At 70.0% G+C, this 13,813-nt stretch carries 14 protein-coding genes and 1 pseudogene; 5 read left to right on the top strand and 10 right to left on the bottom strand.

Translation table 11 applies throughout. From position 1 onward, the window contains the following. Positions 1 to 15: 15 nt before the first annotated feature. The 8 genes and pseudogenes from BLW85_RS01530 to BLW85_RS01495 all read right to left on the bottom strand — a co-directional run bounded on the left by BLW85_RS01530 (position 16) and on the right by BLW85_RS01495 (position 9,564). Positions 16 to 1,491 carry a SulP family inorganic anion transporter gene (locus BLW85_RS01530; protein WP_070029922.1) on the bottom strand — a complete coding sequence of 492 codons (1,476 nt, stop codon included), beginning with the start codon at positions 1,489 to 1,491 and terminating at the stop codon, positions 16 to 18. A 119-nt stretch (positions 1,492 to 1,610) separates the two neighbouring features. Further along, a pseudogene (locus BLW85_RS41030) lies at positions 1,611 to 1,724 on the bottom strand (carbonic anhydrase); the annotation flags it as partial. 77 nt (positions 1,725 to 1,801) lie between these two features. Further along, the gene (locus BLW85_RS01520; protein WP_074990164.1) at positions 1,802 to 2,197 is read right to left on the bottom strand and encodes a hypothetical protein; all 396 of its coding nucleotides are present in this window, start codon (positions 2,195 to 2,197) and stop codon (positions 1,802 to 1,804) included. 242 nt (positions 2,198 to 2,439) lie between these two features. Further along, the gene (locus BLW85_RS01515) at positions 2,440 to 4,182 is read right to left on the bottom strand and encodes an RICIN domain-containing protein (RefSeq protein ID WP_074990163.1); all 1,743 of its coding nucleotides are present in this window, start codon (positions 4,180 to 4,182) and stop codon (positions 2,440 to 2,442) included. A gap of 181 nt (positions 4,183 to 4,363) precedes the next feature. After that, entirely contained in the window at positions 4,364 to 5,125 is a 762-nt protein-coding gene (locus BLW85_RS01510; protein ID WP_208624945.1) for a carbohydrate ABC transporter permease, read from the bottom strand. Between the two features lie 56 nt (positions 5,126 to 5,181). Further along, complete coding sequence (locus BLW85_RS01505) at positions 5,182 to 6,165, bottom strand: carbohydrate ABC transporter permease (protein ID WP_074990161.1); 984 nt, start codon at positions 6,163 to 6,165, stop codon at positions 5,182 to 5,184. A gap of 113 nt (positions 6,166 to 6,278) precedes the next feature. Continuing rightward, positions 6,279 to 7,520 carry a sugar ABC transporter substrate-binding protein gene (locus tag BLW85_RS01500; RefSeq protein ID WP_074990160.1) on the bottom strand — a complete coding sequence of 414 codons (1,242 nt, stop codon included), beginning with the start codon at positions 7,518 to 7,520 and terminating at the stop codon, positions 6,279 to 6,281. 70 nt (positions 7,521 to 7,590) lie between these two features. Next, positions 7,591 to 9,564 carry a glycoside hydrolase family 127 protein gene (locus tag BLW85_RS01495; RefSeq protein WP_074990159.1) on the bottom strand — a complete coding sequence of 658 codons (1,974 nt, stop codon included), beginning with the start codon at positions 9,562 to 9,564 and terminating at the stop codon, positions 7,591 to 7,593. A 259-nt stretch (positions 9,565 to 9,823) separates the two neighbouring features. On the opposite strand from BLW85_RS01495, the gene BLW85_RS01490 reads away from it, so the two are divergent. Then, positions 9,824 to 10,843: a LacI family DNA-binding transcriptional regulator gene (locus tag BLW85_RS01490; protein ID WP_074990158.1), complete on the top strand. Its 1,020-nt coding sequence runs from the start codon at positions 9,824 to 9,826 to the stop codon at positions 10,841 to 10,843. A gap of 152 nt (positions 10,844 to 10,995) precedes the next feature. Here BLW85_RS01490 and BLW85_RS01485 read toward each other — a convergent pair whose 3' ends face one another. Beyond that, positions 10,996 to 11,550 carry a phenolic acid decarboxylase gene (locus BLW85_RS01485; protein WP_070027698.1) on the bottom strand — a complete coding sequence of 185 codons (555 nt, stop codon included), beginning with the start codon at positions 11,548 to 11,550 and terminating at the stop codon, positions 10,996 to 10,998. 105 nt (positions 11,551 to 11,655) lie between these two features. Here BLW85_RS01485 and BLW85_RS01480 point away from each other — a divergent pair, with 105 nt between their 5' ends. The 4 genes from BLW85_RS01480 (at position 11,656) to BLW85_RS01465 (ending at position 12,873) form a co-directional block, all read left to right on the top strand. Continuing rightward, a complete protein-coding gene (locus BLW85_RS01480) occupies positions 11,656 to 12,087 on the top strand; it encodes a MarR family winged helix-turn-helix transcriptional regulator (protein ID WP_074990157.1) in 432 nt (143 codons plus the stop codon). A gap of 230 nt (positions 12,088 to 12,317) precedes the next feature. Further along, positions 12,318 to 12,404 carry a 50S ribosomal protein L33 gene (gene rpmG, locus BLW85_RS01475; protein WP_071828790.1) on the top strand — a complete coding sequence of 29 codons (87 nt, stop codon included), beginning with the start codon at positions 12,318 to 12,320 and terminating at the stop codon, positions 12,402 to 12,404. A 50-nt stretch (positions 12,405 to 12,454) separates the two neighbouring features. Continuing rightward, the gene (locus BLW85_RS01470) at positions 12,455 to 12,712 is read left to right on the top strand and encodes a type B 50S ribosomal protein L31 (RefSeq protein ID WP_070027696.1); all 258 of its coding nucleotides are present in this window, start codon (positions 12,455 to 12,457) and stop codon (positions 12,710 to 12,712) included. Positions 12,713 to 12,750: 38 nt separating this feature from the next. Beyond that, the gene (locus BLW85_RS01465; RefSeq protein ID WP_071828786.1) at positions 12,751 to 12,873 is read left to right on the top strand and encodes a ribosomal protein bL36; all 123 of its coding nucleotides are present in this window, start codon (positions 12,751 to 12,753) and stop codon (positions 12,871 to 12,873) included. A gap of 447 nt (positions 12,874 to 13,320) precedes the next feature. On the opposite strand, the gene BLW85_RS01460 is transcribed toward BLW85_RS01465, so the two are convergent. Continuing rightward, complete coding sequence (locus BLW85_RS01460; protein ID WP_074990156.1) at positions 13,321 to 13,806, bottom strand: GNAT family N-acetyltransferase; 486 nt, start codon at positions 13,804 to 13,806, stop codon at positions 13,321 to 13,323. Positions 13,807 to 13,813 lie beyond the last annotated feature (7 nt).

The following is a 13,813-nucleotide window of genomic DNA, read 5'->3' as shown; positions in this document are numbered from 1 at the left end:
GTCACCGCCGGAGCGTCACGCGGCCTTCGTCATCCGCACCGGCTCCGTCCCCACCGCGCTGTGCCGCTCCGCCCAGTTCTCCAGGGACGTACGGCAGGCGTGGTCGAGGTGGTGGAGGCCGGACAGGTCCAGGCGGACCGGGCGGTCCTGAGGCAGCGACTCCAGGCTGTCCAGCAGCTTCGGCAGCCGCAGGAAGGTCGCGTTGCCCGAAAGCCGTGCGTCCACCGGACCCGCGCCGTTGTCGACGACCTTCAGCTCGACGCACGATGCCTCCCAGGCCGCCTTGACCACGGACAGGGCGAGGCCGATCAGCACACCCTCGAACATGCTGACCGCGACGATGGAGACGGCCGTCACGGAGAGGACGAGCGCCTCGCCCCGGTGCTCGCGCCACAGCACGGCCAGCGGCCGGACCGGGACGAGCTTGGCACCCGAATGGATCAGGACGCCCGCGAGCGCCGGGATCGGCAGGTGGGCGAGTACGCCGGGCAGCAGCGCCGCGAACAGCAGCAGCCACACCCCGTGCAGCACACGCGAAGCCTTCGTGCGGGCGCCGGCCTGGACGTTGGCCGCGCTGCGCACGATCACCGCGGTCATCGGCAGTGCGCCCAACAGTCCGCACACGGTGTTGCCGACCCCCTGAGCGAGCAGCTCCTGATCGTACCGCGTGCGTGGTCCCGAATGCAGCCGGTCCACGGCGGCCGCGCTGAACAGCGACTCGGCCGAGGCGATCAGCGTGAACGCGACGACCGTGCCGAGCACCCCGGCGTCCGCCAGCTCGCCGAACGTGTCGAGCGGCGGCGGCTGGACCGAACCCAGCAGGCCCCGCACCTCCACCGTGGCCACGGGCAGACCGAGCACGAACGCGGCCACCGTGGCGAGGCCGACCGCGGCCACCGGCCCGGGCACCGTCCGCACCTTGGCCGGAACGTGCTTCCACAGCAACAGCACCGCGATCGTGCCCGCGCACAACGCGAGCGAGACCAGCGCCCTGGTGTCGCCGAGGGCGTCCCAGAACGCCCCGGGCAGCCCGGCGATCTTGCCGAGACCGGAGTCGGGGGCCTTGGCGGCCAGCGCCGGATAGAGCTGACCGGCGATCAGCACCAGTCCGATCCCGGCCAGCATGCCCTCGACGACGGAGACGGAGATCGCGCGGAAGTAGCGGCCCAGCCTGAGCAGGCCCATACCCACTTGGGCCAGGCCGGCGGCGAGCACGATCAAGCCGAGCACGGGCAGTCCGAACTCCTTGACCGCCTCGTAGACGAGGACGGACATGCCGGCCGCCGGGCCCGAGACCTGGAGGCTGCTGCCACGCATCAGGCCGGTGACGAGACCGCCCACGACGCCGGTGACCAGACCGAGTTCGGCCGGGACCCCGGAGGCGACGGCCACGCCCACGCACAGCGGCAGGGCGACCAGGAAGACGACGAGAGAGGCGGCGAAGTCCTGCCGCACATGCGGGAAACGGTCTGTGATGTTCTGACGGGTCATCGGCGTGCTCGCAGTGACTCGAAGGTGTCTGTCAGCGGGCGGTGCGTCCGAACGGCGCCGGTGTGCACCTCGTAGTACCAGCCGTGCAGCGTGAGCCGGCCCCGCGCCGGGGCGCGCCCCCGGGAGTCGGAGCAGGTGATGAACAGGACTTCGGGGGACTGACCGGCGGCGAGCCGGGCGAACTCCTCGGGGCGCCGTCCGAAGTCGCGGGCGTTGTCGATGAGGGTCTGCATGGGTGTGGGTTCCTCCTGGCGCGCCTCGACGGGCGCGTCGGACGTGAACGGCGTACGTGTGGGGGAGCGCGAGCCCCTCAGCAACGGCAGACCTGGAGCACTGCCGGAGCGTGGGCTCTGCCGGTGACGGGGGCGCTCGGGAGCACGGCGCCAGGGGCCGCCGGTGCGTTGCCGTCGGCGATCCGGACGGCTGTGAGGGGGTGCTGTCGCGGGCCGCCGGCGAACGAGCGGCGCTGCCGCTCGCGCAGGAGCGGGACGCCTACGGGGTCACCCGCGCACCCCGGGACGCGCAGCGAGCCCTCACCGTCCCGCACTGGCGGGGCGGGGGAGGTGGTCCCGGGCTCGGCTCTGGCCTCTGCATGGCGCAGCGTGTGCGCGGGTGCGAAGCCTGCCGTCGGTGCGAAGAGCTGGAGCGCGAGCAGGGCCGCGGTGAGGAGGGTGAGCACGGCGCGCACCGTCGTACCTGGGAACATGCGCCCCCCTTCAGTCACTTCGCACTCACTGAACGTACCAAGTATTGGTCAATTAATGGTCAAGAAACACCTTAACCCTGCGGAGTGCTTTGCAGGGTCAACCGCCCGTCACCCGCCCAAGAGAGCGTGAAAAGAGCCGGTCGCGTGACGCGAACCGGCTCTTGACCACGAGCCCGGAGCCTGGCTAAGACCTCCTTCTCCAAGGTGCCCCGACCGGGGACGGTGTCAGGTGCGACCGGGGGTCAGCGCGGGTTGAGCTTCCACAGGTGGTCGGCGGTGCCGTTGTCGTTCCATTGGAGGACTTGGGCGCCGCTGGCGGTGCTCATGTTCTGGACGCCCAGGAGCAGGTTGCTGTTGTAGTTGACGATCTTGTAGTAGCCGGTGCCGTCGGACATCACCCGCCACAGATGGTCCGGGGTGCCGTTGTCACCCCAGATCAGCGCGGTGCCGCCGGCCGAGGTGCTCTCGTTGGTGATCCCCAGCAGCAGGCCACTGGCCTGGTTGCGGATCTTGTACAGGCCCGAACCCGTCGACACCAGCGTCCAGGTCTGGGTGGCCGAACCGCCCGAAGCGGCCTGGTCGACCGGAGTGCCCTGACTGGTGGCCCCGTTCTGGGTGTCGAGCGCCAGGCCGCTGTTCTTGTTGGTGATCTGGTAACTGCCGTCCAGGGTGGAGCCGCTGCCGCTCCCGGGCGTGATCACGATGTGGTAGCCGTAGGTGCTGTTCGCGGATACCGGAACCGTGATGGAGCCGTTGCTCACGGCGTAGTCGGACTCGGAGAGGGTGGTCGGCCCGGACACGGCCACCGTGCGTCCCGGGGAAGGTGTGTACTCGACCTTGACGTGGACGGTCGCCCCGAAGGCCGGCAGTGAGCCCAACCCGTTGACGGTCACGGCCGAGTCGCCGGAACTGCCGCCGAAGACGACGTCGACCTCGTTGCCCGCACTGCTGCGGGAAGCGGCTCCGTCGATGCCGGTCTGGGCGGGCGGGGTGGTGACGAGCATGCTGCCGCTCATGTCGGCGTACCACTTGTACAGCCAGTAGGCGCCGTTGGGGCTGCCGCCCTGGCCGGTGAGCAGGTCACCCAGCGCCCCGGACTGGTTCCAGAAGGCGAGTTCGGCGTCGTGGACGCCCAGACGCTCGAACTTGGCGATGTAGCCGACCAGGGCACCGGGAACACCCACTTCGGAGGGGGCGGCGTACTCCTCGATCGCGATCGGCCGCGGACTGATGCCGTACTTCTTCTCCAGAGCGGTCACCGTCGCCACGTCACCCGCGATCTTCGACGAACTGGACAGCTCGTGCCAGGCGATGATGTCCGGCACCGTGTTGGTGGCGACCGCGTTCCTCAAGAAGTTGTCCATGTCGCCGATGTTGTCCGAGAAGCTCGGGCCCTGGATCGGCGTCGTGGCGTCCTTGGACCTGATCTCGCGGTAGGTCCTGGTCCAGAAGTCCTCGAACGTGCCGTTCGCGGACAGCCAGGTGTTGTCGGACTCGTTCCAGGGCGCGTACGCGGCCAGGTTGGTGATGCCCGACGCCTTGGTCTTCGCGATCTGGTCGTCGACCACGCCCAGCCAGTCGCTCCAGCTGAACTGGTACGGCCAGCCCGCGTAGTAGTCCGACAGCCGGTTGACCACCTTCGCCCCGGCTCTGGCCGCCTTCGGCGCCACCGTCAGGATGTCGCCGGTCGGCTGCTGACGACCGCCCTGCGGTTTCTGTACGAAGGTGTTCGGCTTGATCGCCTGCACCAGGTTGTCAGCCGGCGTCGTGGCGTTCGCCAGGCCGTACAAACTGCCCGTCGCCACGTGGGTGACCGGGCGCAGGACCTGGCCGGCGTCGACGACCAGGGTGGTGGAGGAGGCGGCGGCTTGGGCGGACGTGCCCGACAGGACGACGGTGGTGGCGGCCAGCGCGGTGGCGAGGGCGGCGGCGAACATGCGGCCGAGCTTTCCTCTGCGGCGGTGACGAGGACTCAGGTCTGACATCAGCGGCTCTCCTGGGGTGGAAGGAACGTGCCGGTGGCGCGGTGCGGCGGGGGACGCGACGGCTCGGGGACCGGCTGGTCACCTGGGACGTGGGCCCTCGGTCCGGTGACGGCTCTGGAGGATTCGGGGCTGAGCGCGGCCCCACCCGGCCGGTGGGCCGCGGGCGGCGGGCGTCGTGGGATCAGTCCTTGACGGCGCCCGCGGTGACCCCGGCGGCCACGTAGCGCTGGGCGAGGACGAGGAGGATCGCCGCGGGCAGAGAGGCGACGACGGCCGTCGCCATGATCGCGTTCCACTCCTGGTTGTTGTTGCCGATGTAGTGGTAGATGCCGAGGGTGATCGGACGCCAGTCGCCGCCGCTGTCGAGCGTGTTGGCGAAGACGAAGTCGGACCAGGCCCACAGGAAGCCGAAGAGCGAGACCGTGACGATCGCGTTGCGGCTCACCGGCAGAACGACGGACAGGAAGGTGCGCAGGGTTCCGGCACCGTCGATGCGGGCCGCGGCGATGAGTTCGCCGGGAATCCCGGACATGAAGGCTGTGAAGATCATGACGCCGAAGGGCACGGCGATGGTCGAGTCGGCGATGATCAGACCCCACCAGGAGTTCAGCAGCCCGAAATCGAGGAAGATGCCGTAGAAGCCCATCGCCATGACGATGCCGGGGATCATCTGGGCGATCAGCAGGACGAGGCCGAGGAGCCCCCCACCGTAGGGCCTGAGCCGCGCCAGTGCGAAGCCGGCCGGGGCGGCGAGGAGCAGGGTGAGGACGACCGTGCCCAGGCCGATGAGCAGGCTGGTGCCGAGATAGGGCAGCTGGTCGTTCAGCACGGCTCGGTAGCCCTCGAACGTGGGGTGCAGGGGCAGCAGGTCGGGCGGGCTCTTGCGCATGTCCTGCTGCGGGGTGAGGGACACGTTGAGCATCCAGTACACCGGGAACAGCATCAGGGCGGTGAGAGCGAGCCCTGTGACGGTGTAACGGGCCGACCTGGTTCGTGCGTTCACGATTCCTGCCTCTTCTGGACACGGATGTACAGCAGCCCGAAGACGAGGGCGATGAGGATGAGCATGTTTCCGACGGCGGCCCCGAGGCCGAACTTCGGCAGCAGAGTGCCGAATCCGAGCTGGTAGGACCAGGTCGCCAGGGTGGAGGAGGCGTCACCCGGACCGCCCTTGGTCATGATCCAGATCAGGTCGAACACCTTGAGGGTGTAGACGAGGCCGAGCAGCAGGGTGATGGCCGACACCGGCCGCAGCAACGGGAAGGTGATGCAGCGGAACTGCTGCCAGGTGCTCGCCCCGTCCAGGGCCGCCGCCTCGTACAGCTCGCCGGGGATGTTCTGCAGGCCGCTGTAGAGGATGACCAGATTGAACGGGATGCCGATCCAGACGTTGGCGATGATCACTGAGGTGAGCGCCCAGCCCGGGGAGTCGAGCCAGTCGACCGGGGAGACGCCCACCAGATGGAGGGCGTAGTTCACGACGCCGGACTCGCTGTTGAGCATCCACGACCAGGTCGACGCCGACACGATCAGCGGGAGCAGCCACGGGACCAGGAAGAGGGCCCGGAGCGTGCCTGCCAGCCGGAAGTGCCGGTTGAAGAAGACCGCGAGGGCGAGCCCGGCCACGTACTGGAACACGATCGACACGAAGGTGAAGATCATGGTGTGGCGCATCGCCGGACCGAACGTGGGGTCGTCGAGGACGCGCCTGAAGTTGTCCAGCCCCGAGAAGGGCGCGTCGCCCGCCACGAACGAGCGGACCGTGTAGTCACGCAGGCTCAGATCGAGATTGCGGTAGAGGGGATAGACGTAGAAGGCGGCGAGGTAGAGGGCCAGCGGGGCGAGGAAGGCCAGCGCGGTGAGCCGGCTCCTGCGGCGCTGCCGGCGCCGGAACGCGGAGGCGTCCGTTCGGTCATCGGTGCCGGTCACCGCGAACCTGACCGGTGACCGCGGTGAGCGGTGGTCGACGCGGGCGGTGGTCATGCGAACTCCTGGATGCGGGTGGCCTGCCCGGAGCCGTGGTGGCGTCGGGGCGGTTGCGGGTGCCGTGCGGCTCGGAGGAAGGGCCCCGGGGCCGTGCCACGGGGCACCGAGCGTCAGTTGCCCTTGCCGGCGGCCGTCTGCGCCGCGTCGAGAGCGGCCTTGGGGCTCTTGCCGCCGGACAGCGTGGCCTGGACGGCGGTCCACATCGGCTGCGAGATGGACGGGTACTTGGTGCCCAGACCGCCACTGGTGCGACCGCGTGCCGCGGCCACCGCCCTGACCCACGGCTCGAGCCTGGCGTCCGACTTGACCTGCTCGGCCTGGACCGCCGCGGTGGGGGCGACGTACATCAGGGTGTTGTCCGTGGTCAGCAGGTTGGCGGAGTTGGTCAGGCAGGTGACGATCTTCGTGCTGACGCCGTAGCGCGAGGTGTCCTTCTGCACGGGGACCGTGACGAACTCACCGCCGGTCGGCACGGGCGCCGAGCCGCCGTTCCGGCCGGGGATGCCGATGACGCCGTAGCCGAAACCGGCCTTGTCCGCGTTGCCGAGCTGCCAGGTGCCGTTCTCGCCGAAGGCGTAGTCCCCGGTGGCGAACTGCTGCCAGCTGGTGGTCTGCGTGTTCTGGAGGACGTCCTTGGGCGCGTACCCGGACCCGATCCACTGCTTCCACAGGGACAGCGCGGCCACGCCCGCGTCCGAGTTCAGCTCGGTGAGGTCGCCGCCGGCGCCCCAGAACCAGGGCAGGAACTGGAAGCTGCCCTCTTCGGTGTTGATCGCGGAGAAGGTGATGCCCTTCTTCCCGGCCGCCGTGACCTTCTTCAGGGCTGCCGTCAGCGAGGCCCAGTCCTTGACGGAGGCGGGGTCGACGTGCGCGGCGGACAGGACCTTCTTGTTGTAGTAGAGGGCCAGCGTGTTCGCGCCGATCGGCACACCGTAGGACGCGCCGTCGATCTCTCCCGCGCCGAGGATGTTCTTCTGGATCGGCTTCGTGTCCAGGCCGAGGTCGCTGGTCTTGTTGAGGATTCCCGCCTCCACCAGCGTGGACACGACCGGATTGTCGACGAGCATGACGTCGGGGGCGTTGCCCTGCTGGGCGGCGAGCAGCGCCTTGTTGCCCAGGTCCGTGGTGTCCATGCCGGTGCGCTTGACCTCGACCCCGGCGTCGCCGCCGCACTTGGCGACGAGCTTGCCCCAGGCGGAGGAGGCGTCGAACTGCGGGTACGGGTCCCAGAAGGTGTACGTCCCGCCGGCCCCGGACGCGGAGGAGTGGGCACCACCACCGCAGGCGGCCACGGAGGTGAGTGCGCCGAGGGCGGCGACGGCGGCGATCAGGCTACGGCGGCTGTTTCTCACGGTGACCTCGTTGTCTCGGCGTGTCTGACGGGGGAGCAGGGCGGGGTGGAGCCGGGGACCGTCGTCGGGTTCAGGAGGTGGGGAGCCAGACGCGCATGCCGCCGTCCTGACGGTTCGCCCACGCGTAGTAGGGGATCGCGGTCAGTTCGAGGGGCTCGGCTGCCCGCGGCCCGTCGGCGGCCCGCGCGCTCCGGTACGGCCACCAGCCGGCATCGGGGACGTGCCGACGGCGCCCCGCGGCCACGACCGTGGTGACTCCGCCGAGCAGGTCCGGACGGTGCCGCACCTTGAGTGCGCGTGTGGTGTCGAGGACGATGTCGTCGAGGCCGCCGCCGGGTTGGTCGACCTGCTCCAGGCAGTACACGAGCGGCCCGCGTTCGATCGCCACGCAGCCGCGTACGGCGTCCACCCGCGGATCGGCGGCCGTGAGCCGGGGTTCCAGGCCCAGTTCGAGGACGACCACGTCGCCGGGAGCCCAGGCGCGCTCCAGCCGCAGCCAGCCGTCGTCGACCGGCGCGTCGTTCTGGTCGTACACCGCCTCCCCGAACCGGACACGGAACTCGCCGCACCACTGCGGGACGCGCAGTGAGAGGACGCGGGGCCGGTCCGCGGGCGCCTCCTCCACGGTCAGCCCGATCACGCCCTGCCAGGGGTAGTCGGTCTCGCAGCGGACGGTGACACCGTGGGCGGTGTAACGGCCGGTGACGTACTGGTGGATCTGGAGGCCGTCCGCGTCTTCGCTGGCGAGGTAGTGCTCCAGGGAGGCCAGCAGGCGCATCACGTTCGGCGGACAGCAGGCACAGCGGAACCAGCGGGTGCGGCGGGCCGACTGGTCCCCGCCGGTGTCGGTGTGCCCGTCGCGGACCTGGAGCGGGTTGACGTACAGCCACCGCTCGCCGTCCAGTGAGACGCCGGCGAGGAACGCGTTGTAGAGGGTGCGCTCGACCAGGTCGGAGTAGCGGGCCTCGCCGGTGAGCAGGGCCATGCGCCAGCTCCACTGGACGGAGGCGACGGCGGCGCAGGTCTCGCAGTAGGCGCGCTCGTTGGGCAGCTCGAACGGGTCGCCGAAGTCCTCCTCGTCGTGATGGGCGCCCAGTCCGCCGGTCACGTACGTCTTGGTGGCGGTCATCGCCGACCACAGCCGTTCGGTGGCGGCGCGCAGTTCCGCGTCCCCGGTCTCGGTCGCCAGGTCGGTGGCGGCGGCCAGCAGGTACAGCTGACGTACGGCGTGCCCTTCCACGTCGGTCGCCTCGCGCAGCGGGACGCGGTCCTGGCAGTACGCCTCGCCGCCGAGCAGGCCGTGGCCGAAGCGGTCGACGAAGTAGCCGGCCAGCTCCAGGTAGCGGCGCTCACCGGTCTCCCGGTACAGCTCCACCAGGGCGGTCTCCACCTCGGGGTGACCGTCGACGCCGTCGAGGGGCTTCCCGCTGTCCGCGGGGCCGAAGACGCTGTCGATGTGGTCGGCGAACCTCACGGCGACATCGAGCAGCCGACGGCGTCCGGTGGCCCGGTGGTGGGCCACCGCGGCCTGGATCAGATGGCCGGCGCAGTACAGCTCGTGGCCCCAGCGCAGGTCCCTGTACCGCTCGCCGCCTTTGAGCAGCTGGAACCACGTGTTCAGGTAACCGTCGGGCTGCTGCGCGTCCGCGACGAGGGAGACGATCCGCTCCACGTCCGCCGCGAGTGAGCCGTCACCCCCGGGCGTCCCCTGGGCGAGTTGCCAGGCCGCGGCCTCCAGCCACTTGTAGACGTCCGAGTCCACGAACGGGTACGCGCCCTGGAACTCGCCCTTGGCGGTGCCCGCCGCCACCCGCAGATTGTTCAAGTTCCCCGCCGACTCCAGCAGATCGGGGCCCAGCGGGATGGAGGTGTGGGAGTTCACCTCCCTCCGGGTGCCCCAGAAGCCGGCGCCCACCTCGACGGTGGCGGGGACCAGCGCGGCCCTGGCACCCGGACCGAGGCGAACCGGGCCCGTGGGGGAGCGCCCCGCTGAGGGTGGAGCCGGGCACGTGGGGGAGGGCACGGCGAAGCGTGGACGGGGCATGGCTCTCCGAGAAGGTAGGCGGGGGAACGGGGTGAGTCCGGCGCACGTGGGATGTCGTGCGCCCTGGGAACGGCCCGGCGGTGCTCCGCTCCTCGAACCCGTTTGGGAAAACGATTTTCTGCCGGAAACGTAGGGAGCCCGAGAGGGTGAGTCAAGAGGGGGTGCGGCAAGTTTCTCCGGCCGCTGCCGGAAACTGGCCAGGGCGCGGGATGGGTGCCAGGATGAGCATGACTGACGTCGTCTAGGAAAAGGATTGCGCGTGACCGCTGTGTCAGGGCCTCCCCAAGGCGGGCGGGCGAAGCTCGCCGATGTCGCCAAGCTGGCCGGCGTCAGTGTGGGGACGGCCTCGAAAGCGCTGAACGGCAACGGCAGGATGCGGCCCGAGACGCGGCAGCGGGTCCTGGCCGCCGTCGAAGCGCTCGACTTCCGGCCCAACCAGCATGCGCAGAGCCTGCACACGGGGCGCAGCTGGACTGTCGGGCTGATGACGACCGACGGCATCGGCCGCTTCAGCACCCCGGTACTGCTGGGCGCCGAGGACGCGCTCGGCGCGGGGAAGATCTCCGTGCTGCTGTGCGACACCCGGGGCGACGCCATCCGCGAGCAGCATCATCTGCGCAACCTGGTGGACCGCCGGGTGGACGGCATCATCGTGACCGGCCGGCGCACCGACCCGCGTCCTCCTCTGACGGGCATCGAGCCGATCCCCACGGTCTACGCCCTCTCGCCGTCCACCGACCCGAACGACATGTCCGTCGTGTCCGACGACCGCAGCGGAGCGCGGCTGGCGGTCGAGCACCTGATGGCGACGGGCCGCACTCGCATCGCGCACGTGACCGGCCCGGCACATCATGCTGCCGCTCGTGACCGTGCCCAGCACACCGTCGAGCTGCTCGAGCACTCCTCGCTGGCGCTCTCCACCGGCCGGGTCCACTTCGGCGAGTGGAGCGAGGCGTGGGGCCGCCGCGCCGCCGAGGCGGTCCTGCGTGCCGCGCCGGACACGGACGCCTTCTTCTGCGGCAACGACCAGATCGCCAGGGGCGTCGCCGACAGGCTGCGCGAGAACGGCATGGACGTCCCCGAAAGGGTGGCGGTCGTGGGCTATGACAACTGGGACGTCATGGCCCTGGCCTGCCGCCCGCCCCTGACCACGATCGACACGAATCTCGCGGAGATCGGCCGGCAGGCCGCCCTGCGGCTGCTCGACGCCATCGGCGGCAAGCCGGAGCCAGGCGTGTGCACCGTCCCCTGCCGCCTCGTCGTCCGCGAGTCGAGCTGAGTCGCCGCGTGTGCCGTGCGGCTGCGCGCGGAGCGCCGTCAAGCGGCCTTGCGCTTGGAGATGCGCTCAGCACGTCAACGTGTGCTCGTCTCCTCGGCGGGTGGCCATGATGATCCGGCTCGGCGCAGCCGGTGACACGAATTCCGCGACGGTCAGTTCGTGCGGTCGGACCAGCCGGCCGGGAGGTCGCCGGGAGCGACGGCGATGACGGAATCGTCGTCGGCGCCGACGTACTCGAAGAGGGTGATCTTCGCGAACTCGGGGACGACGTAGATCGGGTACGTGGGGCCCTGGTCGCGATAGCGGCGCATGTCGTCCAGGTGATCGTTCTGGAAGCACACGGTGCGCTCACCGTGCTCCTCGACCCAGTGCGGGAAGAAGATCACACCGTGCAGGCGCCGCTTGCGGGGCATGACGTTGACCGCGACGGAAGTGCCGGTGGGCTCGTTCCAGGAGACCTTGAAATGGTCGTCGTCCAGCTGGACGAGATCGACCTGCTGGTCCTTGACCCAGCGGCCACCGACCATTCCGGAGTGGATCCGGTAGTCGATCGTGTGGTCGTTCTTCACGTACATCTCGTACTGCCAGCCATTGGCGTAGGTGTATATGAAGCGGTGGCCGACGATCTTGGACAAGTCCTGTGGGGGCTCGGGCTGCTCGACGGTGGTCTGGAAGGCCCCGTCGCTGGTGGTGACGGTGCTTGTCATGGGTGACCTCCTTGGGTGGTGCTTGCCGGCTCGACGCGTCCGACCACTTCAGTTTGTCACAAAACTATTTTGCGACAAAATCACCTGTGCGAGAGAATCGGCTTCATGGACACTGCCACCGAGTTCGGCCGCCTGATCGGCCCGCTGCGCCGGGCCATACTGCGCACCCGACGCGTCGCCGACCTCCCCGACCTGCCCGAAGCTCAGATCGAGCTGCTGCGGGCACTCGCCGAAGCGGGACCGCTGTCACCGCGCCAGGCCGCCGACCGGCTGCGTCTGGCCCCCTCCACGATCAGCAACCTCGTGCGGACCATGACCGCCGCCGGTCTGGTCGAGCGTGAACCCTCCGTGACCGACCTGCGCGCCGTCCACCTCACCGCCTCACCCACCGCACTGGAGATGCTCGACACCTACGACCGCACCAGTACGGCCGCCCTGCACAGCGCGCTGGCCAATCTCAACCCGAACAGCCGGGAAGCCATCGAACGCGCCCTGCCTGCCCTCGCCGAGCTGCTCATCGCCCTTGAGGACGACTGAGGCTTCCTCGGCCGCCGTCGTGCGAGGGTCGCGGCCACGCCGGGCAGCGGCCGGGTCGGTGCGAGACGTCTCGCCGGTGCGCCGTCAGCGAGGTCCGTACCCTTCGATCCCGGGGATCCGTTTCTGCGCCCCCTCGCCGCGGCCGAGCGGAACGCGACCGCCGACCGCCTCGTTCCGGCGGGAATGGACCGCAGCCCGGTGGTGTTGACCTGGCTGCGTGACATGACCGCATCAAGAGAAGCGGGAGAGGTCGGCTGGTCCTGCGCACGTACGACCCGGTGGTCGGCGCACACGTCCTGTTCCGCGAAGAACGCTGACCCCTCACCTCCGTCGATCCCGGCGAGGACCCCGCAAGGAGGCACCACTCATGAGGTCCGACATCCACCCCGTCACCCGTCCCGTCGTCTTCCGAGACCGCGCGGCCGGCTTCAGCCTGCTCACCCGTTCCACCCTCGACGCCCGCGAGACGGTCGAGTGGGAGGACGGGAACACCTACCCGGTCGTCGACGTGGACGTCTCGTCGGCGAGCCACCCGTTCTACACCGGCACCTCGCGGGTCATGGACACCGCGGGCCGCGTGGAACGCTTCCGGCGGCGCTACGGCCCCGACGCCGTTCGGCGCTGACGCCCGGACACCCGCCGATCCGCCGTAAGGGGACTGTCATGAAGGTACGCAGGTCATTGCGTTCGTTGAAGGCCAAGCCTGGCGCTCAGGTAGTGCGTCGCAGAGGCGTGACCTTCGTGATCAACAAGAAGCACCCCCGGTTCAAGGCCCGCCAGAGCTGACGACCGGCCGCTCTGCGGAGCAGGGGCCCGGCGCCGCGGCACGCGGCGCCGGGCCGTCGTCTTCGTGCTGTCGGCGCTGGAGGAGTCCGCGGAGAGCTCAAAACTGTGGTGCGGTACGGCGGCCGCGATCGCGTGGTGGGGCGGGTGGCGGGGCCGCAAGGCGGCGGCCGCCGGGCTCGGTGCCCTGGCGGTGGCGCAGCTGACGTCGAACGGTCTGTGCAAGCGGCTCGCCGACCGCCCCAGGCCGCCTGCGGAGTGGATCCCGCACGTCGGGGTCAAGCCCCGCTGCCCGAGTCACCCACCAACCTGCTCACCCGCGGCCGCCGCGCCGAAGCCGAGCTGCTCGCCGCCGGCTGCGGCACCGAATTGGCCGAGCCGGAGGGGAACCGCGGGGACAAGCCGGACGCGCTGAAGCGGGCGTGGGCACCCCCGGCCGAAGGAACTCGGCTACGGCCGGCCGCCCTGGTCTCCCAGGGCGTTCAGCGCTTCGCCCGTGAGCCGGTACACCGACCACTCGTCCTGGGGGCGGGCGCCCAGTGCCTCGTAGAAGTCGATCGCGGGGCGGTTCCAGTTCAGGACCGACCATTCCAGGCGCTCGTAGCCGCGTGCGACGCAGATGCGGGCGAGCTCCGTCAGCAGGGCCTTGCCGTGGCCGCCGCCGCGGGCCTCGGGACGGACGTACAGGTCCTCCAGATAGATGCCGTGCACGCCCCGCCAGGTGGAGAAGTTGAGGAACCACAGCGCGAAGCCCACGACCTCGCCGCCGACGTCCTCGGCCACGTGTGCGTACGCGGCCGGGCGCTCGCCGAACAGCGCCTCGGTGAGCTGTTCCTTCGTCGCCCTGGCCTCGTCGAGTGCCTTTTCGTACTCGGCCAGTTCGCGAATCAAGGTGTGGATGACGGGAATGTCGGCGGGGGTCGCGGCACGAATCATGCCCTGA

The sequence above is a fragment of the Streptomyces misionensis genome, assembly GCF_900104815.1.
Taxonomy (GTDB): Bacteria; Actinomycetota; Actinomycetes; order Streptomycetales; family Streptomycetaceae; genus Streptomyces; species Streptomyces misionensis.
Note: the sequence above shows the minus strand (reverse complement) of the source record. Positions and strands in the feature narration are given on the sequence as shown.